A 19,758-nucleotide genomic window follows, 5' to 3' on the forward strand; every position below is an offset into this window, starting at 1 on the left:
TATGTGTCCGCCTGTATTTTTGTGTCTCATGGAAAGTGTTTTTGGAGGAATTATGAAGAAATTTTCTCAGGTTATCGTGTCGGGATGCATGGGAGTCATGCTGTGCGCTTCCTCCGTGTATGCGTCCGGGGGCGAGGACATTTCTCTCAAAGAATCCGTCGAATCCATGCTGAGGGTGAACAACTCTCTCAAGGCCGTACAGGAAAACCGTTCTGCCGTGGGGTATGAGGTGGATCGCGCCAAAGCCGGTTACGGGCCCAGGGTGGATCTTACGGCCAGAGGCGGATTCGGCAGACTTTCCGACAGCACTACCAGATCGTACAATTACGATGAAGCGGCTCCGTATTCCTCCGCCTCTCTGCTTGTGACGCAGCCTTTGTGGAACGGCTGGCTGACCCGCGGTCGTGTTCGTGAAGCGGAAGCCACCTACCGCTCCATGGATCACCGCGTGCTCGACAACGCGAACTCTCTTGCTCTCGATGCCATCATCGCCCATGTGGACGTGCTGCGGCGGATGCAGATTTTTCAGCTTGCTCAGGAGAACGTGAAGCGGCATGAGGAAATACTTGCGCAGGCCCGTGCCCGTGCCGTGGAAGGTGTGGACACCATTGCCGACGTCTCTCAGGCGCAGAGCCGTCTTGCCCGTGCACAGTCCACGCTCATAGAAGCCCGCGCATCTCTTCGCAACGGCGAAGAAACCTATACCCGTCTGACGCATCATGCGGCCATGGATCTCGCCCCCGTGACCATGCCCGACAGCATGTTCGCCTCTGCCGAAGAAGTGTTTGATGCCGCACAGAAGGGTAATCCCAAGGTGTCCGCCTACCTTGAAGACGTCAAGGCTGCCAGAGCGGTGAAGGAACAGGCGAGAGCCGCCTACAGCCCCACGCTTGATCTTGAGGCCGGACCGTCCTACTCCGACCGCGACGGCAAGAGCCAGCTGTGGACTGCTGAATTCGGCGTGGCCGCCGTCGTCCGCTGGAATATTTTTAACAGCGGTGCCGATGCTGCGGAAAACAAGGCCGCTGCCGCCCGTATTCGTCAGAGCCGCAGGGTTCTTTACGACTACATGGACGAGCTCAAGCTCGACGTGCAGGAAAGCTGGACGGAATTTCTTTCCGCGCAGAAGCAGCTCGAATTTTACCGCGAAGCCATCGAATACAACAAGACGACCCGTTCCGCCTATGAAGAACAGTTCATCATGGGACAGCGCAGCCTGCTCGACGTGCTCGATGCGGAAAACGAACTGTTCAACTCCTCCACGCAGGCGGCCACAGCCCTCGGCAATACGCTTATTGCGGCCTATCGCATGAAGGCGCTGGCCGGGCAGCTCCTTCCCTGCCTGGATATCAGTACGGAAATGCTGAAGACAACTCCTGCCGATCATGAGCCGATAGATCAGATTACCATGCCTGAATAATCACGGCACGGGGCGGAAGGAAAACTCTTCCGCCCCTTTTCGTTTTTATATACGATAGGTTACTATTGAGAATGGATGCGGCATGACAGACAGGGGTACGGCGGCGCAGAGCGTTTGCCGCTGCAACAGGCGAAACGCGATGTTGCGGCTAAACAGCGTTTTTTCTGTGAAGCGACAGTCCGTACGGTTTGAAACGTGGGGCGTTTCAAACTGAAAATGCTCCAGGAGAGACATGAAAATTTTGTTCTGCAATGACAGCTATCCCGGAATATTCGGGACCATGCCTGCACGGCTGGCTTCCGATCCCGCAAACAGCGTGATGTTTCTTTCCTTTCATCAGCGGAGGGAGGAATCGCCTTCCGGGGTGATCCATGCCCGGCTGAATCTTGCCAGAACCCGCGAACATCTTTCCCCGAACAGGGACGCATTTGTTTTTGAGTGGGAAAAAATGTTCAGTCTGGGCAGACAGGCGTTGCAGACATTCATTCATATCCGGGATACAGGCTTCGTACCGGACATCATTTTCGTCTCGTTTTTTGACGGTCCGGCGTTGTTTCTCCGCCATGCGTTTCCTCATGCGTTTGTGGTTTCATTGTTTCGAGGCTTTCGCCGCAGCTCGGAAGCGGACGACGCGCGCTTTGAAGCCGTGATGGATATGCAGAAAATGACGGTGGTGCAAAGCGACTTGTATTTCGTGCGCTCAGAAGGGCAGAAGATGGATTTTCCGTCCTCTCTGCAGTCTCTCATCCACATATGGCCGCCGTATGTGAATACGGAATTCTTCAGCCCTCAGCCCCGCAGGCTGTCCGCGTTCTTTTCCGACGCGTCGGATGACGGAGAGCTGGTGACGGTCCACATGAAAGTGGGGGGCGACGCCTCAAAAGCGATGATGAGGCTCGTGTTCGGATTGCTGACGCATCGTCCGCATTGTCGCGTTGCCCTGACATTCGGCAGCGATGCGTACAGAGACCGATGGAGGCAGGCGTATAGTGTGCTGCCGGAAGAGATAAGTCGACGCATTTTTCCTGCCGGGGGACTTGATAATGCTGCCTATCGCACGCTTCTATGTTCCAGTACGATCCATGTTTTCCCCGAATATACCATTCCGCCGCTTCAGGAAATGCTTGAATCCATGAGTTGCGGAACCTTGCTGATGATGCCCTCTTCTGATGCTGACGACGAGTTTTTCCATGATGGGAAAACAATGCTTGTGCTCCCGAAGGAAGGTGGACGGCAGATGGAAGCGATAAGTCGAGTGCTTGACCACAGGGAGGAGTTTGACGACATACGAAGAAATGCAAGAGAAAAGATTGTCGAACGTTGCAGTGAGCAGGTAGCCGTTACCGGGCAGATGGCTTTTGTCATGGAAGAGTACAGGAAGGTCAGAAACTGATGACGGTCAATCCGTCAGTCCGGAGTTGCGGCGTCGGCGTTTTGGGAGCGGCGCTTGTCCCGCCGCGGAAGGTTCGTCCGAAGAAAGAAGGGCGGAGCGCAACATGTGCGTTCCGCCCTTTTCTATGGCGTTTTTAGGCGCGCAGGGAGGCCCGGCGCGAGGAATCGAATTACTTCAGCGGCATGTTCTCGCGTTCCGTCTTCCACGGATCGGAGACTTCTTTGCTTTCCACGTCGAAGCGCATGGTCATGCGGCGGTCGAGATCGAAAGGCGTCCAGCCGGGGTTTCCCGTGGAGGCAAAGCTCACCCAGGCGCGATGCATGGCGTTTGCCAGCGCATCCGGAGGATTGTCGCCGAGGGTGTTTTTCACGCGCTGCGAGTCCTTGTGCAGCGTCTTGAAGACGAAGGGCAGATCCACGCTGTGGGCCGCGCCGAGTCTGCCGTTGTAGCAGGGGCTCCTCCAGGCGAAGGAATAGGCCCAGGCCTTGCCGCCTGCCTTCTTCTGGCTTTCCAGTACCTTGTTGGCGGGCATCCTGAAGATGAGGTCGGACTGGAGGGCCGTGAACAGATCGCCGGTGGTGTCGCCGCGACCGGCCTTGCGGTAGCGTTCCACGATGTCGGCGGGAAATCCCGTCGTGTACACGAAGTTCTTGAGCGCGTCTTCGCCTATCTTGTCGATGGCTCCGCTCGGCACGGTGTAGTAGCGCCATTCCTGTTCGGCGGAGCCGACCATGACGTCCAGATCCCTGGCGGCGCCGTCGGCAATGGCGTCCACGGGGCGCTTCATGAGAATGTCGCCGTCAACGTAGGGCTTGAACACGGAAACGTTGCCCTGCAGCATGCGGCCCCATTCGGGATCCTTGGCCTTGGCGGAAGCGAACGCGGAGAAGGTGAGCAGCTTTTCCGGCGAAAGAGCGGCCACGGCTTCGCGGCTGTCTTCAATGCCGTAGAAGGCCAGCAGATCGGCGGAGGCCACGGAAGCCTGTTCGCTGGTGTACTGCGCAATGGCCGAGGGGCTCTGCAGAATGGCGCGGCGGAAAAGGCCCTTCGACTTGCCGGAAGAAATGAGGGAGGTGATGTGCGTGGCTCCCGCGGACTGACCGAACACCGTGACCTTGTCGGGATCGCCGCCGAAGGCGGCAATGTTGTCCTGCACCCAGCGCAGAGCGAACATCATGTCGCGCAGGGCGAGGTTGGAGGGCACTCCCTTGATTTTGAGAAAGCCGTCCACGTTCACGCGGTAGTTGATGGTGACGAGCACCACGCCGTCCTGCGCAAAGGCGGTGCCGTCGTAGCGCACGTCGTTGTTGTCGCAGCGGGTGCTGCCGCCGCCGGGAATATAGACCATGACGGGGCACTTCGTCTTGCCGGGAGCGGGGGTCCAGATGTTCAGGCGCAGGCAGTCGCCGCCGCCCAGAATTTTGCCCTTGCCGCCGGGCTGGAGCGGAATGTCGCCGGGATTGACGGCATCGACGACGCCGTTCCAGGCCGGAACGAATTCAGGCAGGGCCAGACGGTATTTTCCTTCATAGGGGGGCATGCCGCAGGGCACGCCTCTGAACACATGCACGCCGTCCATGACAAGACCGCGCACGCTGCCTTTGGCCGTTTTGACCACGGGGCCTTCGGTGGCAAAGGCATGGAAGGGCACGGCGCCCGCAAGAAGTGCGGCCGCGCTTCCATATAAAAACTGACGTCTGTTCATGTGAAGCTCCTGATATATTCGGTGATGGAAAAGGCGAACATCCGTCCAGGAGAGAGGATGATTCGGCTTTCAGGAAAATAAAAAGACGGCAAAAAATAAAGCTCAAAATTTCACATTGTTGTTCTAAGAAAGGCAACAAGAGGAAAAAATATTGATGATGTGCGCGAAGCGGCAGGACGCGCGGGGGCAAAAGTCGCCACGAAGCGTCAGGCGCGCGAGCTGCCCGGGCAGGCGAAGGAGGGGAAATTTTGCCGGAAATTCGGCTTGCGGCGCGTGTTTTGGGGCATCGCGTTCCGCGGGGCTCCGGAGGCGCGCCGCGGCGGCGTTTATTTTTTCGAGGCTGAAGGCAAGAAAAAAGCGGGAGACGGCAACGCCGTCTCCCGCCGGAGAGTTTTTGAACAATCCGACTACATGTCGGGAGTAATGACCTCAAGGCCGCCCATGTAGGGACGCAGCACGGTGGGAATGACGATGGAGCCGTCTTCCTGCTGGTTGTTCTCGATGATGGCCACGAGCGAACGGCCGGTGGGCAGACCGGAGCCGTTCAGGGTATGCACGAATTCGGGCTTGCCGCCGCCCTTGGGACGGAACCGGATGTTGGCGCGGCGGGCCTGGAAGTCCACGCAGTTGGAGCAGGACGAGATTTCGCGGTAGGTGTTCTGACCGGGCAGCCAGACTTCCACGTCGTAGGTCTTGGCGGAACCGAAGCCCATGTCGCCGGTGCACAGGGTGATGGTGCGATAGGGAAGTTCCAGCTTTTCGAGCAGGATTTCGGCGCAGCGGCGCATGTGTTCCAGCTCTTCCCAGGACTTGTCGGGATGGGCGAAGCGCACCATTTCCACCTTGATGAACTGATGCTGACGGATGAGACCGCGCACGTCCTTGCCCGCGGAGCCGGCTTCGGAACGGAAGCAGGGGGTGCCGGCGGTGTAGCGCAGGGGCAGCTGATCCTCTTCGAGGATTTCGCCGGCGTGCAGGTTGGTGACGGGCACTTCGGCGGTGGGAATGAGGTAGTAGTCCCAGGCGGGCATTTTGAAGAGGTCTTCCTCGAACTTGGGCAGCTGACCGGTGCCCTGCATGGTGGCGGCGTTGACCATGAAGGGAGGCAGAATTTCGGTGGCGCCGAATTCGGTGGTCTGGGTGTCGAGGTAGAAGTTCATGAGGGCGCGTTCCATTCTGGCGAACACGCCGTGCGACACGCAGAAGCGCGAACCGGCGAGCTTGGCGCCGCGTTCAAAGTCGAGGCCGCGGCGGGCCGCGCCCACTTCAAAGTGCTGCTTGGGCGGGAAGGTGAACTCGCGGGGCGTGCCCCAGCGGTGCAGTTCCGGATTGTCGTTTTCGTCGAGGCCGACCGGCACGGAGGCGTCGGGAATGTTCGGCACGCGGAGCATCCACTGATAGACCTTGTCCTTGATCTCGGAAGCTTCGGCGTCGAGTTCCTTGATGCGGTCGGAGAGCTTGCCGAGATCGGCCAGAAGTTCGGAAGCGTCTTCACCGGCGCGCTTTTTGCGGGCCACTTCGGCCGAGTCGGCATTGCGCTTGCTCTTGAGCGTTTCCACTTCGGTGAGCACGGCGCGGCGACGTTCGTCCAGAGCCAGGAAGTCGTCGACGGAAATGTTGGAATGGCGGTCGGCCAGAGCCTTGGCCACCACTTCGGGATGTTTCTGAAGAAGTTTGAGATCAAGCATGGCTGATTTCCTCGAATCTGCGTGATATGCGGTAGGGCGTGATGCCCGGGCATTTGAAAGGAACGAACAGTCTAGCCCGACAGCGGCGGAGCGTCAATCGTGACCGGAAGAGGCGGCAGGGCCCGGCGGACGCGTCCGCCGGGCCCTGTGTTCTGCATGGATTCGAGAATTTACATGATGCCTACGAAGTTCCACCACGGAATGGCCACCAGAGCGAGCAGCACGCCGCAGATCAGGGTTCGCGCGGCGAGAGCGGGAATGACGTGGGAGAGCGTGACGCGTCCGGTGATGAAGATATAGAGGAAGTACACGGCTTCATAGGGCAGGATGTACTGATCGACGCCGTACTGGAAGGCGTAGAAGAGCGGCAGCGGATTCATGTTGAGGGCCTGACCGAGTTCGCCGATGGCGGGGGTGAAGGCGGCGGTGGCGGCAAGGGGCGTCAGCAGGAAGTTGACGACCACGCCGGAGAGGTAGGCGATGATGACCGACATGCTCTCTCCCCAGCCCTGAAGCACGGGCAGAATCTGCTGCACGGCCCAGGCGTTGAAGCCCACGGCTCCGCCCACGAAACCGATGGACATGCAGCCGGTGATGAAGATGAGGAACATGATTTCCAGCTTGCCGATGCCTTCATTGGGCAGAATGTTGATGCCGGGCATGTAGCAGATCATGGCCAGCACGGCGAAGACGAACACGGGGTCCACGCCGGTCCAGGGCTGAATCATGAAGGCGAGCACCATGCCGAGCACCAGCACGAGGAGAATTTTTTCCTTGGTGCTGATGGGGCCGAGTTCTCTGCTGCAGTTTTCAATGAAGGCGCGGGCGTTTTCCATGGAGGTGAGCTGTTCCTTGCCCTTCACCAGCCAGACGACGCCCATGGACGCCATGGTGTAGATGACGGAGAACAGGGAGCCGTGCCAGGCGTACTGCCAGAAGTCCACGGTGGTGCCGTCCTTGAAGAGCATGGTGAAGGCCCAGATGAAGCTTTCGGAGGTGTGCAGGAACAGAAACTGCGGCGCGGCCGCGGCCATGAAGGCCATGAGAATGATGGCCGAGGACATGCGCGATTTGTGATCGAGCTTCAGGGTGTCCACGATGCCGGAGGCAATGGCGCAGAGCACGACCATGCGGGCCAGAATGGAAGGCAGCACCAGGGCCAGCGCCAGGCCGCCGATGAAGAAGCCCCACACAAGGCCCATGAAGCTGCCGCCCGCAAGGGAGAGGCAGCTCAGCGCCAGGCGTCTGGCGAGCCCAGTTTTGTCCATGGCTTCGCCGATGACCACGGCGGCAAAGGAAATCCAGGGCAGCACCGTGGCCCACGGGCCGAAAATGACTTCCATGGGAGCCACGTTGCCGAGCACGTAGCCGAAGGTGAGCAGCGCGGCCACGCCGATGGCCGGAAACACGTTGAAGGCCCAGGCCAGCACGGCCATGCTGGTCATGGCCATGAAGAGCGGCGCTTTCGGCGAAATGTCGGCGGGCGCGGCGAAATAGACGATGAAGGGCAGAATGAGGGTCAGAGGCCAGCGGAGCATGGGCAGAACTTTCATGGTTCCTCCGGGGGTGGCGGATGTTCCGGGCTGAGCCGGAAAAAAGTTCACGAAGGGAGAGCGCGTCGACCGGGGGCGGAAACAGGGCGACGTGTCGATGCACGTCGGAGAAGCGGAAAAGGAGTGCCGCGGAATGAGAGCGGAAACGGCGGACGGCGCGGGCGTTAAACAACGCCATGCCCCGGTTTCCGCAGAGGGAAACCGGGGAGAGGGGGGAGAGAAAACTCAGATGAGGCGGTCGCGCCAGGCGGTTTTCACTTCATCGCCTTCCTTCCATACGCGCAGGAACTTGTCGCGCAGGAGCGGGTTGGTGAAGGTGTAGTCGGAGCGGATGTGACGGCCGCGGCTTTCCTTGCGTTCCCTGGCGGAGATCATGAGGGCCTGACCGAGATCGAGCAGGTTCACCACTTCGGCGGCGCGCATGAGTTCGTGGGCGTCGGTGGCGTACATCTGCGTTTCTATCTTCTTGCGCAGGTCGCCGAGATACTTGATGCCCGCGGTGAGCATGGTGTCGGAGCGCACGCGGTGCGGACCGCAGTCGGCGTACTCGGTCATGATCTGCTGCAGGGCGAAGTTGGCTTCCTGCCACGAAGCGCCCACCTTGCGTTCGTAAATGGCGCTGTAGAACGCCATGCGTTCCTCGGCGTTGTCCGGCGTGCCTTCGGCAAGGGCGAGGGTCTGGTAGTCCGCGGCGTGATGGCCGGCAATCCAGCCGTACACGGCCGCAGCGCCGATGTCGCCGCTGATGTTGCCCATCATGTCGCCGGCGGCGAAGAGTCCGCGCACGTTGCTCTCGCCGTTGATGTCGATTTCTATGCCGTTGGTGACGAGGTTGGCTTCATACTGGCCGAATTCCACGGCGTGCTTTCCGGGATCGATGCCTTCCTTGTCCATGTAGTCCAGAAGCGCGGTGAGGCCTTCGCACTTCATGGCCCAGCGCATGTGTTCGAGATCTTCCTTGCTCGCGCCGGAGCAGTCCATGTAGGCGGGGCCGCGGCCGCTCAGCTTGAGATCGGTGAAGGCCGAGGACCACACGTCGCTCGTCATGTCGCCCGTTTCCACGTTGGGCTTCGTGATGAACGGGCCGACGGGACGCCCGTCGGGGTAGCGGTACACGCCTATCCAGGTGGCCTTGCCGCAGCGGGCGAGGAAGCGGGGCCCGGCGTGGCGGTAGGTCTTTTCCATGTTCACGAGATAGGTGCCGATGCGCCAGGCCTGCGCAATGGAGTCGCCGGTGCCGGAGGGGCACATGTTGGTGTTGAACATCTGGCTCGGCGTGGGATCGGTGGTGAACAGGCGGCTCACGTAGCCGGTGGCGGCCACCACGGCCTTGGATTTCACCATGATGAAGGAAGGTTCGTCGCCGGACACGTCGAGAGCCAGCACGCCGGTCACGCCGTCGGCGTTGCGGAACATTTCCAGCACGGGCGCGTGATTGAGAATCTTCACGCCGCGCTTTTTCGCCTGTTCGGTGAGCACCTTTTTCTGATTGTGGCCGTCGTACTTGAGGAAGATGCGCGGACGGCCGGGATAGGCGTGTCCTTCAAAGTGATAGTCGCCCGTGGGCTTCATGTTGATGCCCCAGTCGTTCCACATGTTCACGATTTTGGGGCTGGTTTCCAGAAAGCGCATGACGAGCGGGGTGTCGTTGCTGGTGGCGTTCTGGCTGTCCATGAATTCGTTGTACACCACGCTGATGTCGCCGTGCTTTTCGGGAATCCAGCACAGGAAGTGATCGTTGCCCGTGGCGCCTGCGCCGCTGCGCTTCGTGTTGGCCTTGTCCAGAAGAACCACGCTTGCGCCCTTGTCCGCCGCCGCGATGGCGGCCATAAGACCCGCTATGCCGCCGCCGATGACGGCCACATCGGCTTCATGCTGTTCTTTAAGAGGAATCATGGAGTACCTCCAGAGAAAATGTTTTGAGTGGGAGAGAGAAGATCCCGAAGGGAACACGGCTGCCGAAAGGCGCGTTTTCAGCGCACGGGCAGATCTTTGGGCTTCAGGGTGTCGGCATCCACGTACAGGAGCATGTGCGTGAGCGGCAGACGCAGTTCAATGGCGTGGGCCCGGCAGTCCAGCACGCAGGCGTTGCAGTGCCAGCACTCGTAGGGGCGCTTGACTTCGGGCATCTTGTCCTTGCCTCTGTTGAAACTGAACACCTGCAGGGGGCACACGTCGGCGCATACGCCGCAGCCAAGGCATTTTTCTCTGTCGATTACCGGAGGCATATTCCTTCTCCTTCGCAAAAATAAGATTCGCGCGGTGGGCGTTGTTGACCATCGATGCGTACATGTTTTCACAAGCCGGGAAGGGAAAATATCGCGCATGCGACATTTTGAATATTTTTCAGAAAGAAAGAAAAAAAATAAAAGAATAACAGAGAGATGGCGAAGAAAAAATTAATGTTTCTTCTGCGGAAAAGAAGGGAGAGCGCAGATCGCGGAGCGTCGCGCGGGAAGGCAGGGCGCTGCTCAGGAGGGCGCGCGTCCGAAAAGAGTTGCGGGGATGGGCCGAGCGCAGATGCGGGCCGACAGAGGCCGGCGACGAGCGGCAGTTCGGAGTCTTGATAAAAGAATTATTTCACAAATAAAATTAAAAACAGAGAAAAGGTACGAGTCGGTTCAGTTTTCGCAGGCGCTGTCGTGCGCTCTCGAGATGCGTCGGGCGTTTTCGAGCGCTCCTTGGCGGATAACCGGGGCGAGAGGGAGGGGAGGCCGGTGGGCGAGGCATCGGGCCTTGAGTCGGACGTGTCAGGGGGGAGCTGATCCAGACATTGCGTCGGGCGGGGGCTTGGCGGCTCTGAGCCGGACGTGAAACCGGTGCTTTTCGGGAGTGGCACGGAGGGCTTCCCGGTCGTTGCCCGGAGCCGGTTGTCTCCGTTCGCCGGGCCGAAGAGGCGATAGTTTCCGGCGCTGCGCCGGAGGGGCGGCTTTGCGGGGATAGCTGCGGGAGGCATGTGCCGCCGGGCGTCGGCGGGAGCATGGCGCTGAACCGGGAATTGCGGAAAAATTTTCGTCGGGCTGCGGGCCGGAGGGCGGGGCGTTGCGCCGGGGCTGCATGGAAGATTTGCCGTTGAGCGGCGTGCGGATCGAATGCCTGCAAAAGCGTCCCGGAGCGAGCAAGGCGGGCGCGCCGTGCTCGGAGTTTCGCAGTGCGGACGAGGGCGTTCGCCCCTGTGCTTCCTGCGGATGTTGCGACCTCCTCCCGGATCCTGCTCTTTCGGCGCGGCGGGCGCAGCACGCGGTTTCTCGCGCGAGGAAAACGGATGCGCGACGTCTGAGTTCTGTGGAGGGAGTCCTGCGCGGCTACATGCCCGCAAGAGCGCGCAGTCCGGCCGGATCGAGAATGTGAACCCGTCCCCGGCGGAAGCATTCGATGACGCCGTTCTTTTTCAGGTACTGGATGGCCCGGCACAGCGTGGCGCGATGCACGCCCAGCATGGCGGCGCAGCGTTCCTGCGTGATGCCGAGGGGAAATTCCACGTCGTCGTGCCTTGTGGCGAGCGAGAGCAGATAGCGGCAGAAGCGGATGACGAAGTCGTCCATGAGCATGTCGGAAAGAAAGGTGCTGTGGATGAGCGCCACGGTTCCCATCTGGCGCAGGGCGTAGGCGGCGAGGGCCGGGCAGGCGGTCACGCCGTTTTCGTCCTTGAGCACGGTGCCGGGCACGCGCCAGATCACGCTGTTGCGCACGCACTGGTACTGCCCGGAAGCGTCTTTTTGCGTGAGCGCGCAGGCCAGGTTGAAGATGCCGCCGGGCTCGAAGGTCATGAGGGCCCGCTGTCTGCCTTCGAGGGTGTCGAACACGATGCGCACGCTGCCCTTTTCCAGACAGTACATGTCGAGCAGATGTTCGCCGGAAAGATCGATGAACGTGCCGGCGCGAAACACGAGACGCGTGCCTTCGCGGCGGATTTCCTTCCACACGGGGGATTCGACGTCGGTTTCTCCCTGCACCACGGGCACGGCGAAGGGCATGAAGCCGGGCAGGGGCCTGGACGGACGCCGTTCGGAGAGGGTTGTGACGGGCATGAATGCGCTCCCGGCGGAAAAAGGGACGGATGCAGGCCGGCGGGAAGTGTCGGCGTTCTGAGAACAAGCTCTAGCAGGGATGCGGGGAAGAAGGCAAGAGGCGGAAAAAGCCCCTTTTCGCGGGGGCGAAAAGGGGCTTCGGGGCCGGGCTTGCGCCCGGCCCTGGTCAGACCTGCGGAGGCTGACCGTTAGAAGAGCATCGAGCCCATGATGGTGATGACGGCACTCATCAGTATCCAGGAGAGCAGGATGACGATGGGAGAGGACTTCCAGATGCTCTTGGTGCTGGCCCATTCGTTGCCGTGCAGCAGTGCGGCGCTGGAGCTCGCGGCAGGAGTGAGGAAGGCCAGATGCACGCCCATGACCACCATGATGACCGGCAGTTCGGGGCCGACGCCGAGGTTGGTGCAGTAGCTGAAGATGATGGGCATGAGGGCCACGCCCACGGCGCCGTTGTTGATGAACTGGGTGAGGATGGTAGCCAGGAGGCCCATGCAGAGGGAGAAGAACAGCGGGGAACCGGATCCGAACAGAGGTTCGAGCACGGCCATCAGGAAGGGAGTGATGCCGCTGGCGGGGTTGGCCATGGCGCCGGAGAGGGGCTGGACCATGGCGAGGATGAAGATGATGCCCCAGGCCACGCCGTCATCGACCATGGCCTTGAAGCGGAGCAGCGGCTTGCCGTTGACCTTGATGAAGCACATGAGGCCGACGAGGAACATGCATATGCCGGTGTTGCCGATGCTCTTGAGGAACTTGACCACGGCGAGATCCTTGGGCAGGAAGGCCGGGATGAGCAGCAGGGCCACGAGGGCGAAGAGGAAGCCGAGCACGGCCTTCTGCACGCCGGAGAGGGAGAGGCTCTGATCCTTGTCGAGCTTGCTGGCGTCGAGGTCGGCGAGCTTGCTCACGTCGGGACGGAAGATGTACTTGCCGATGAGCAGGAAGAGCAGGGAGCAGAGCGCGCAGGCGACGATGGCTATGAACATGTACTTGGCGTAGTCGATGTGCGTGCCGGACATGGTTTCATAGGCGCTCATGACGGTGAGGGCGGCCTGCTTGAAGGGAATGATGGCCATGCCCACCTGAGCGGCGTACACGATGCCGAAGACCATCATGGTAGGATAGCCGTCGCCCTTCTTGTATCCGCACACTTCGCACACGCCGTACAGGATGCTCCAGCCGATGACCGCGGCGGGAGAGGCGCTGGTGAGGCCGCCGAGCAGCATGATGGAGGCGAGGAAGGTGTAGGTGAACAGCCAGGGTTTGCCGGCCACGGCCTTGCGGGTGATGAACCACAGCGAGATGAACTTGGAGAGGCCGTAGTAGTTGATGGTGGCGCAGAACACGAAGATGAAGAACATCATGACGACGATGGGGTCGCCGAAGCTCTTGTTGAGCAGCATGCCGGGCTTCATGCCGCCGACGAGCATGAGCGCGAGCAGACCGGCGATGCTGGGCCAGATGATGTCGATGAAGATCCAGCCGTAGAGCACGCCGAGGAAGATGCCGATGAGGTTCATGCCCAGCGGAGTGAGCGGTTCAACGGGGGCAAGCTGCCCGACGCCGAACATGATGACGAGGCAGATGATGGTATGTACGAAGTACATGACGTTCAGTTTTTTGGGAGCAGCGGGAGCAGTGCTGGTGGTAGCAGCCATGGTAAGGTTCTCCTGGTGGAAACGGAGTATTAGTGTTCTTCCGACACGAAGCGGAAATTGTCCTGATAGTACCGGGTGATGGGATGGCGATAGCGTTCGAGGGGAACGCGCTTTCTGCTGAAGGCCATCTTTCCGTCGTCACCGCGCTGAATGAGAATCCAGGCGAGGCCGTCTTCGGCGCGATGGGGGTAGTCCTCGCGGAAATGTCCGGCGCGGGATTCGCGGCGTTCCAGCGAGGCGCGCAGGTACAGTTCGCTCACGAGGGCCATGCCGCGCACTTCGCGCAGCTTGAGCAGGTAGTGCGGATCGGCGGCGGCCATGTTCGGCACTTCCTCTTCGCGGATGCGCGTAATTTCGTCGAGCGCGCGCGTGAGGGAGGCTTCGGTCTTCAGGATGGAGACGTCGTAGGGGAACATGGCAGTCTGAATCTTTCTCAGCACGTCGTGGGGGGCGAGGCCTTCGCGTCCGAGCGGCGCATAGACGGCTTCGGCGAGGGCGTCGATGTCTTCATCCACGGCGTCGTCTTCCACGGGGGCGGCGGAGGCGAGGAATTCGGCCGCGCCTTCACCGGCGAGATGACCGGTGACGGACGTGCTCATGAGCGCGAATCCGCCGGCGTACACGCCGGGTTCGGTGCTTCTGGCCGTGCCGGCGGCGAACAGACCTTCAAGGTTGGTGGTGCCCTTGATGCCGGCTTCCATGCCGCCGTAGGAAATGGTCATCTGCGGCAGCCATTCGGTGTTGTCGCGGAACAGATCCATGCCGAGCTTGCAGAGCTTCTCATAGTTCATGAGCTGCCAGCCGTTCTGGGGCTTGAGCAGGATCAGATCGTCGGGATTGATGCGGCTGATGTCGAAATAGATGGGGCCGCGTCCGGCGCGTATCTCCATGGCCATGGCTATGGTGATGAAATGCGGGTCGGTATTCACGCCGAGCACGGGGGAATACTTTTCCATGAAGGGCTCGCCCTTGGCGTTGACGAAGCGCGCGCCCAGGGGAATGAGCTTGGTCTGTCCTTCCCAGCCGAAGTAACGGGGCATGTTCCACACGCGGCTGAACTCGAAGTCCTTGAGCCTTGCGCCGGCGTTCCACACCATTTCCACGCCTTCGCCGGTGGGGGTGTTCTTGCCGTAGGAGGTTTTCCAGCCGCCCACGCCCGTGGCCGCAATGACGACCTGCGCGCGGAAACGGTAGAAGTCGCCGTTTATGGAATCGAAGCCCACGGCGCCGACCACGCGGCCGTTCTTCTTCAGAAGATCGGTCACCACGATGCGGCCGAGGCTGGTCAGATTGGTCTTGCGGAGCTGGCGAACAAGGCTGCGCACCATGTCTTCGCCGCCGCGGCCCACAAGCTTGGCAGGATACAGCTTGACGTGCGGCAGGCCGCGCTGCGGAATGCTCTTGAGCGTGCCGTCTTCCTTGCGGAAGAATTCACAGCCGTAGCGCTGATAGTCTTCGAGGCGTTCATGGGAGCGGCGGAGAATTTCTTCTATCTGCTCCTGATCGCAGAGGCCGTCGAAGTAGTAGATGAAGTCTTCGAGCCAGGCGTCGAGGTCGTCGCCGGGCATGACGGCGTCGAAGTCGCCGCCGGCCATGGACATGAGTCCGCCCCATTCCCTGGGGCCCTTGTCCACGATGACGACCTTCTTTTCAGGCATGAGTTCGGTGAAGCGCTTGGCGGCCCACAGGCCCGCGGAGCCTCCGCCGATGATGAGCAGGTCGCTTTCCACGACATGAGTAGTTCTGCTAGGCATGATAGACCTCCTTGTCTCTGAGGTCGTTGCCTTCCACGGCTTCGTACCGGGGGCCCGGAAAGACCGGGGGCAGCTTCTCCTTGAACGGATGAACAAAGATGGCTCCGGCGGGGCAAAGTCTTTCACAGACGAAACAGGTCATGCAGTCGTCGGGATACGCGATGAACGCCTTTCCCTGCTCGTTGAGACGAATGGTGTCCAGAGGGCACTTCTGCACGCATACGCCGCAGCCGACACACTTAGCGTCGTCGATATGCTGTATCATTGCCATCGTCCTCGCCAGACGTCCGCCCCCCGGCGGCGCGCCTGGAAAGTTCACGGTGAAAAAGAGAACATCCGGAAATTCCGTCATATTCCGGATGAAAAACCTTTGGCCTTGCGTCTCCGGGGTCTTCCGTCCCCATGGAAAAGGCTTTGCGCCGCCCCGGATGCGCAGAATACGCACTTAAGTTGATAGAAAAATCACATTTTAACCATCGGAAGTCAAATCGATAATTTTTTATTTTCGTTTGATAAAATCACACACCTTTGCACGGCGTTGCACGAGCGGCAGAAACAGATGTCGACAATCTCGGAAAACGATCGCATTTCAAAAATTTTTTATAATAAAATAAATAAGATACTGAATAATGCCAAAGAAGGCGCTTTAGGATCCGCACCAGCGCCGCATCGGCTTGAACCAGGCGTTCAGTGCAGAGAAAAAACGCGCAAGCAAAAGGGAAAACGTATGAAAAAACGAAGGGTTTCCAAGAAATACGCTCTATTTGTTCTTTTTATAACAAGAAAATGACAAAGAAGCGCCCTGTCCTGGGGAGTAGGACAGGGCGCCGTTTGCTTGTTCAGCTTGCCGAGGCTCTTACACCTGCATGCGCAGCGGGAAGCGGAAGCCTATGGCGCCGGTGGGGCAGCTCGTGCGGCAGTTGGCGCAGTGCCAGCATTCGTCGCCGTGAGCCACTTCGGGGCGGTCGAGGCCGTTCTCGAGGTGCTTGAGTTCGAGCACGTAGCCGGGGCAGTCGTCCACGCAGGTGCCGCAGCCCTTGCAGTGTCCGCAGTGCATGCAGCGGGCGGCTTCGAGCTGGGCCTGTTCGGCGGTGTAGCCGGCGTTGTTTTCGGTGAAGTCCATGTGGTTGGTGCAGGCCTGTTTCTGAGGTTCGGTCTTCTCGTACTGGAGAATGCCGTAGATCTCTTCCATGGGCACCACGTAGGGTTCCTTGGTTCCGGCGAGATCGTCGCGGGCAACGATGGTGTTGTCGTCGCCGATGGCGTACACGCGGGAATTTTCACCGGTCAGGTAGGCATGCACGCCGAAGGCGGCGCGACGGCCGTTGCCGATGGCGGCAGCAATGGAAGCGGGGCCGGAAGCCACGTCGCCGGCGGCAAAGATGCCTTCCACGGAGCTGGCCTGCTTGCCGTCCACCACGATCCAGTTGCGGGGGGTGAGGTTGACGCCGGCTTCGGCCATGAAGTCGAGGTCGGTCTTCATGCCCACGGCGAAGATCACGGTGTCGCAGTCGAGGGTGTGTTCGCCGCCTTCCACGGGCACCAGGGTCAGATGGCCCTTTTCGTCGAAGCGGCATTCCTTCACTTCAAAGTAGTCCACACCGGCGGTCTTGCCGTCCTTGGTGCGGATGGCGGACATGGTGCAGGAATTGTGGATCTGGATGCCTTCTTCGGCGGCCTGTTCGAGGTCTTCGGCGGGAGCGCGCATTTCACCGGCCTTTTCGAGGCAGACGACATGCACTTCTTCAGCGCCGAGGCGACGGGCCACGAAGGCCGCGTCGAAGCCGACGCCGCCGCCGCCCATGACGACCACGCGCTTGCCCACTTCGGGGCGCAGGCCGAGGGACGCGGCACGGAGGAATTCAACGGCCTTCACCGCGGTTTCGCAGCCGGGGATGGGCAGGCTGTTTTCCTTGGGGGTGCCGGTGGTGACGATGACGGCGTCATGCGCGGCGCGCACGTCGGCGAAGGAGATGTCGCGGCCGACCACGGTGTTGACGCGGGCGCGCACGCCGACTTCGAGGATCCAGCCGATTTCGCGGTCAACGACGTCGCGGGGCAGACGGAAGTCCGGCACGCCGTAGCGGGTCATGCCGCCGAGCACGGGGTTGGCCTCGTACACGGTGACGTCATGGCCGAGCAGGGCGAGGAAGTACGCGGCGGTGAGGCCGGCGGGGCCGCCGCCGATGATGCCGACGCTCTTGCCCGTGGCGGGACGGCGCTTGAACAGCGCGGAGCCGTAGGGGGCGTAGTCGAACACGGCGCGTTCAAGGGCGCGGGTGTTCACGCAGGCGTCGTATCCGGCGCGGTTGCAGTTGGACTGGCAGAAGTGGGGGCAGACGCGGCCGGTGACGCCGGGGAAGGGGTTTTTGGCGCGCAGGTAGCGCAGGGCTTCACCGAATTCGCCCTTTTCCACAAGCGCCTGCATCTTCTGGATGGAATTGCCTGCGGGGCAGAAATGCTCGCACGGCGAGGTGCGGAACTGCTCCTTGAGGCTGTCGCCCATGACTATGGGCAGGGTGATTTCACGACTATATCTAGGCGGCATGATAATACTCCTTGAGTGACTGATCCGCTCCCGGAGAACCGGGAGGGGGGCGTCGGAACGCTGCGCCGACGCCGGGAAACCGTCGCGGGGCGTTGCCGCCCCGGCGGACAGTTTCAGACGGAAAGGGCTCTACAGAAGAGGGGCCTTGCCCCAATGGTACTCGGTGCCGTTCTTGCCCTTGAGGAGAAGCAGGGGCTTCGCCATGTCGGGATTGAGATTGGGGTAATCGGTAATCTTGTACACGCAGCGGCCCGTTTCCTTGCGTTCCATGGTGGCCTTGATGGCCAGTTCGCACACCTTGAGAACTTCGCACGATTCATGGCAGCGCATGAGGTCGCGCAGGGTGTCGGCGTGGAGCTGAGGAATCTGTTCTTCAAGGAAGGTGATCTTTTCCAGAGCGCGTTCCATGCCGGCCATGGAGCGACGGAAGCCCATGTAGTACATCATGACGTTGCGGGCGGCCTCTTCCAGTTCCTGATAGGTGAGTTCCTGATCGTTGCCGAGCGGGGCAAAGATGCTGGACTTCACCTTGGCGGCGAGATCTTCGTCGATCTTGCCGGCTTCGGACATGCCGGAAGCCTTCATGGCGGCCTGACGGCCGGCTTCGAAGCCGCCGCACATGGCGCCGGAGCAGTACAGGAAGATGCTGCCGCAGTACAGGCCGGGCACGGTGGTCTCAAAGTTGTCGTTCACCGCGATGGTGCCGCCGAAGATGAGTTCGCCGATTTCCACTTCCAGCAGCTTGTGCTGGAAGTCGGTGCCGGTGCAGTCTGCCCAGTCGCCGAAGGTGGCCTTGTCGCCGGGCATGAGGATGTACTGCAGTTCATGCACGACTTCGGGGTCGACATGACGCATGTCCATGTAGAAAGGCGGGCCATTGCCCTCGAGCTGTTCCTGGTAGGTGCCCTGAATCTGGTTGTTGCGCACGCCGTTTTCCCACATGGGGTCGTACTTGCCCATGAAGCGTTCGCCGATGGCGCTGATTTCGTGAGCGCCCGAGCTGTTGATGCCGTTCATGCCGGGGCAGCCGTAGCCCTTGGGCTCCATGGTGGCGCGCTGATAGGTGTCGAGTTCGGTGACGGCGGCGCCGGCGTCATAGCCGAGCACCACGCCCGCACCCGTGTTGTAGGGGTACATCCACACGTTGTAGGGGTTGTGCGTGGAGTTGTTGTAGCCGCGGGTGGAAGAGCGGCCCTGAGCGGACACCACGGTCTTGGCGCGGATGATGACGTACTCGCCGGTGGACACGTTCCAGCCGATGGCGCCGCAGGCCTTGCCTCCGTCGGTAAGGATCTTCATGGCCATGATGCGGTCAAGGACATGGACGCCGGAGTCGCGAACGATGCGTGCCATGACGCGCTTGATGGTCATGCCGTTGGCAATGTGAACCCACCACGTGCCGGGCTGACCGAAGCCCTGGGTGCGCTTGTAGGTTCCGTCGGGGTTCTTGCTGAACTGCACGCCGCGGTCTTCGAGGCGCTTCAGCATGTGGTACATGTGATTGTACCAGCCGTTGACGATCATGGCGGGGGAATAGCCGGTCAGAGGCTTGGAGTAGAACTTCACGAGATCGTCTGCGGTGTCGAAAGGCGCGCCTTTTTCGTTCAGGACGGCCATGTAGTGGTCGTTGCCGCCACCAATACAGCCAGAACTTTCCAGCTTGCCTTTATCCAGCAGCACGACATCCAGACCCTGCTCGCGGGCTCCGAGGGCCGCGCCGCAGCCGGACGCGCCAGAGCCGATGACAAGCACGTCCGTTTCGATCAGCGTGCCAAGCGGATGAGTTGAACTTTTCATGACTCCTCCCTGATTCTGAAAATACATCGGATGGGAAAGAGAGCGCGGCTTCGGGCGGGGACAACGGAATGGGGGCCGCGCCGGAATCATTCCCGTCGTGTCAATGATTTCACAAAAAAGACTTCTATTGTCAAATCGAAAAAAAATTTTTATTGTTTGATAAAATCACACATTAACACGACGACTTGCTCAAAGTCCGGGGGAAGGT

The 19,758-nt window shown here is 60.6% G+C and carries 13 protein-coding genes; 2 read left to right on the forward strand and 11 right to left on the reverse strand.

Annotated features, from left to right (window positions below; all coding sequences use genetic code 11):
- Positions 1-52: 52 nt before the first annotated feature.
- Complete coding sequence (locus Q0K02_RS05110; protein ID WP_294485648.1) at positions 53-1,420, forward strand: TolC family outer membrane protein; 1,368 nt, start codon at positions 53-55, stop codon at positions 1,418-1,420.
- 232 nt (positions 1,421-1,652) lie between these two features.
- A complete protein-coding gene (locus Q0K02_RS05115) occupies positions 1,653-2,813 on the forward strand; it encodes a glycosyltransferase (RefSeq protein WP_294485650.1) in 1,161 nt (386 codons plus the stop codon).
- Between the two features lie 169 nt (positions 2,814-2,982).
- Here Q0K02_RS05115 and Q0K02_RS05120 read toward each other — a convergent pair whose 3' ends face one another.
- From Q0K02_RS05120 to Q0K02_RS05170, 11 genes are all read right to left on the reverse strand, one after another.
- Positions 2,983-4,518: a carboxylesterase family protein gene (locus Q0K02_RS05120; protein WP_294485651.1), complete on the reverse strand. Its 1,536-nt coding sequence runs from the start codon at positions 4,516-4,518 to the stop codon at positions 2,983-2,985.
- A gap of 407 nt (positions 4,519-4,925) precedes the next feature.
- Entirely contained in the window at positions 4,926-6,206 is a 1,281-nt protein-coding gene (serS, locus tag Q0K02_RS05125) for a serine--tRNA ligase (RefSeq protein WP_294485653.1), read from the reverse strand.
- A 170-nt stretch (positions 6,207-6,376) separates the two neighbouring features.
- On the reverse strand, positions 6,377-7,759 hold the full coding sequence (locus Q0K02_RS05130) for an SLC13 family permease (protein WP_294485655.1): 1,383 nt from the start codon (positions 7,757-7,759) through the stop codon (positions 6,377-6,379).
- Between the two features lie 225 nt (positions 7,760-7,984).
- Positions 7,985-9,655, reverse strand: coding sequence for an FAD-binding protein (locus Q0K02_RS05135; protein ID WP_294485657.1), 1,671 nt, complete (start codon positions 9,653-9,655; stop codon positions 7,985-7,987).
- 77 nt (positions 9,656-9,732) lie between these two features.
- Positions 9,733-9,987, reverse strand: a complete 255-nt coding sequence (locus tag Q0K02_RS05140; RefSeq protein ID WP_294485659.1) for a ferredoxin family protein — start codon at positions 9,985-9,987, stop codon at positions 9,733-9,735.
- Positions 9,988-11,064: 1,077 nt separating this feature from the next.
- Positions 11,065-11,790, reverse strand: coding sequence for a Crp/Fnr family transcriptional regulator (locus Q0K02_RS05145; RefSeq protein ID WP_294485661.1), 726 nt, complete (start codon positions 11,788-11,790; stop codon positions 11,065-11,067).
- A 188-nt stretch (positions 11,791-11,978) separates the two neighbouring features.
- Entirely contained in the window at positions 11,979-13,451 is a 1,473-nt protein-coding gene (locus tag Q0K02_RS05150; protein WP_294485663.1) for an SLC13 family permease, read from the reverse strand.
- A 29-nt stretch (positions 13,452-13,480) separates the two neighbouring features.
- Complete coding sequence (locus Q0K02_RS05155) at positions 13,481-15,205, reverse strand: FAD-binding protein (RefSeq protein ID WP_294485665.1); 1,725 nt, start codon at positions 15,203-15,205, stop codon at positions 13,481-13,483.
- The gene (locus Q0K02_RS05160; protein WP_294485667.1) at positions 15,198-15,470 is read right to left on the reverse strand and encodes a 4Fe-4S binding protein; all 273 of its coding nucleotides are present in this window, start codon (positions 15,468-15,470) and stop codon (positions 15,198-15,200) included. The genes Q0K02_RS05155 and Q0K02_RS05160 overlap by 8 nt, the downstream gene beginning before the upstream one ends.
- A 591-nt stretch (positions 15,471-16,061) precedes the next feature.
- On the reverse strand, positions 16,062-17,753 hold the full coding sequence (locus Q0K02_RS05165) for an FAD-dependent oxidoreductase (RefSeq protein ID WP_294485669.1): 1,692 nt from the start codon (positions 17,751-17,753) through the stop codon (positions 16,062-16,064).
- 129 nt (positions 17,754-17,882) lie between these two features.
- Positions 17,883-19,550: an FAD-binding protein gene (locus Q0K02_RS05170; RefSeq protein WP_294485671.1), complete on the reverse strand. Its 1,668-nt coding sequence runs from the start codon at positions 19,548-19,550 to the stop codon at positions 17,883-17,885.
- Positions 19,551-19,758 lie beyond the last annotated feature (208 nt).

The sequence above is a fragment of the uncultured Mailhella sp. genome, from assembly GCF_944324995.1.
Classification (GTDB): domain Bacteria; phylum Desulfobacterota; class Desulfovibrionia; order Desulfovibrionales; family Desulfovibrionaceae; genus Mailhella.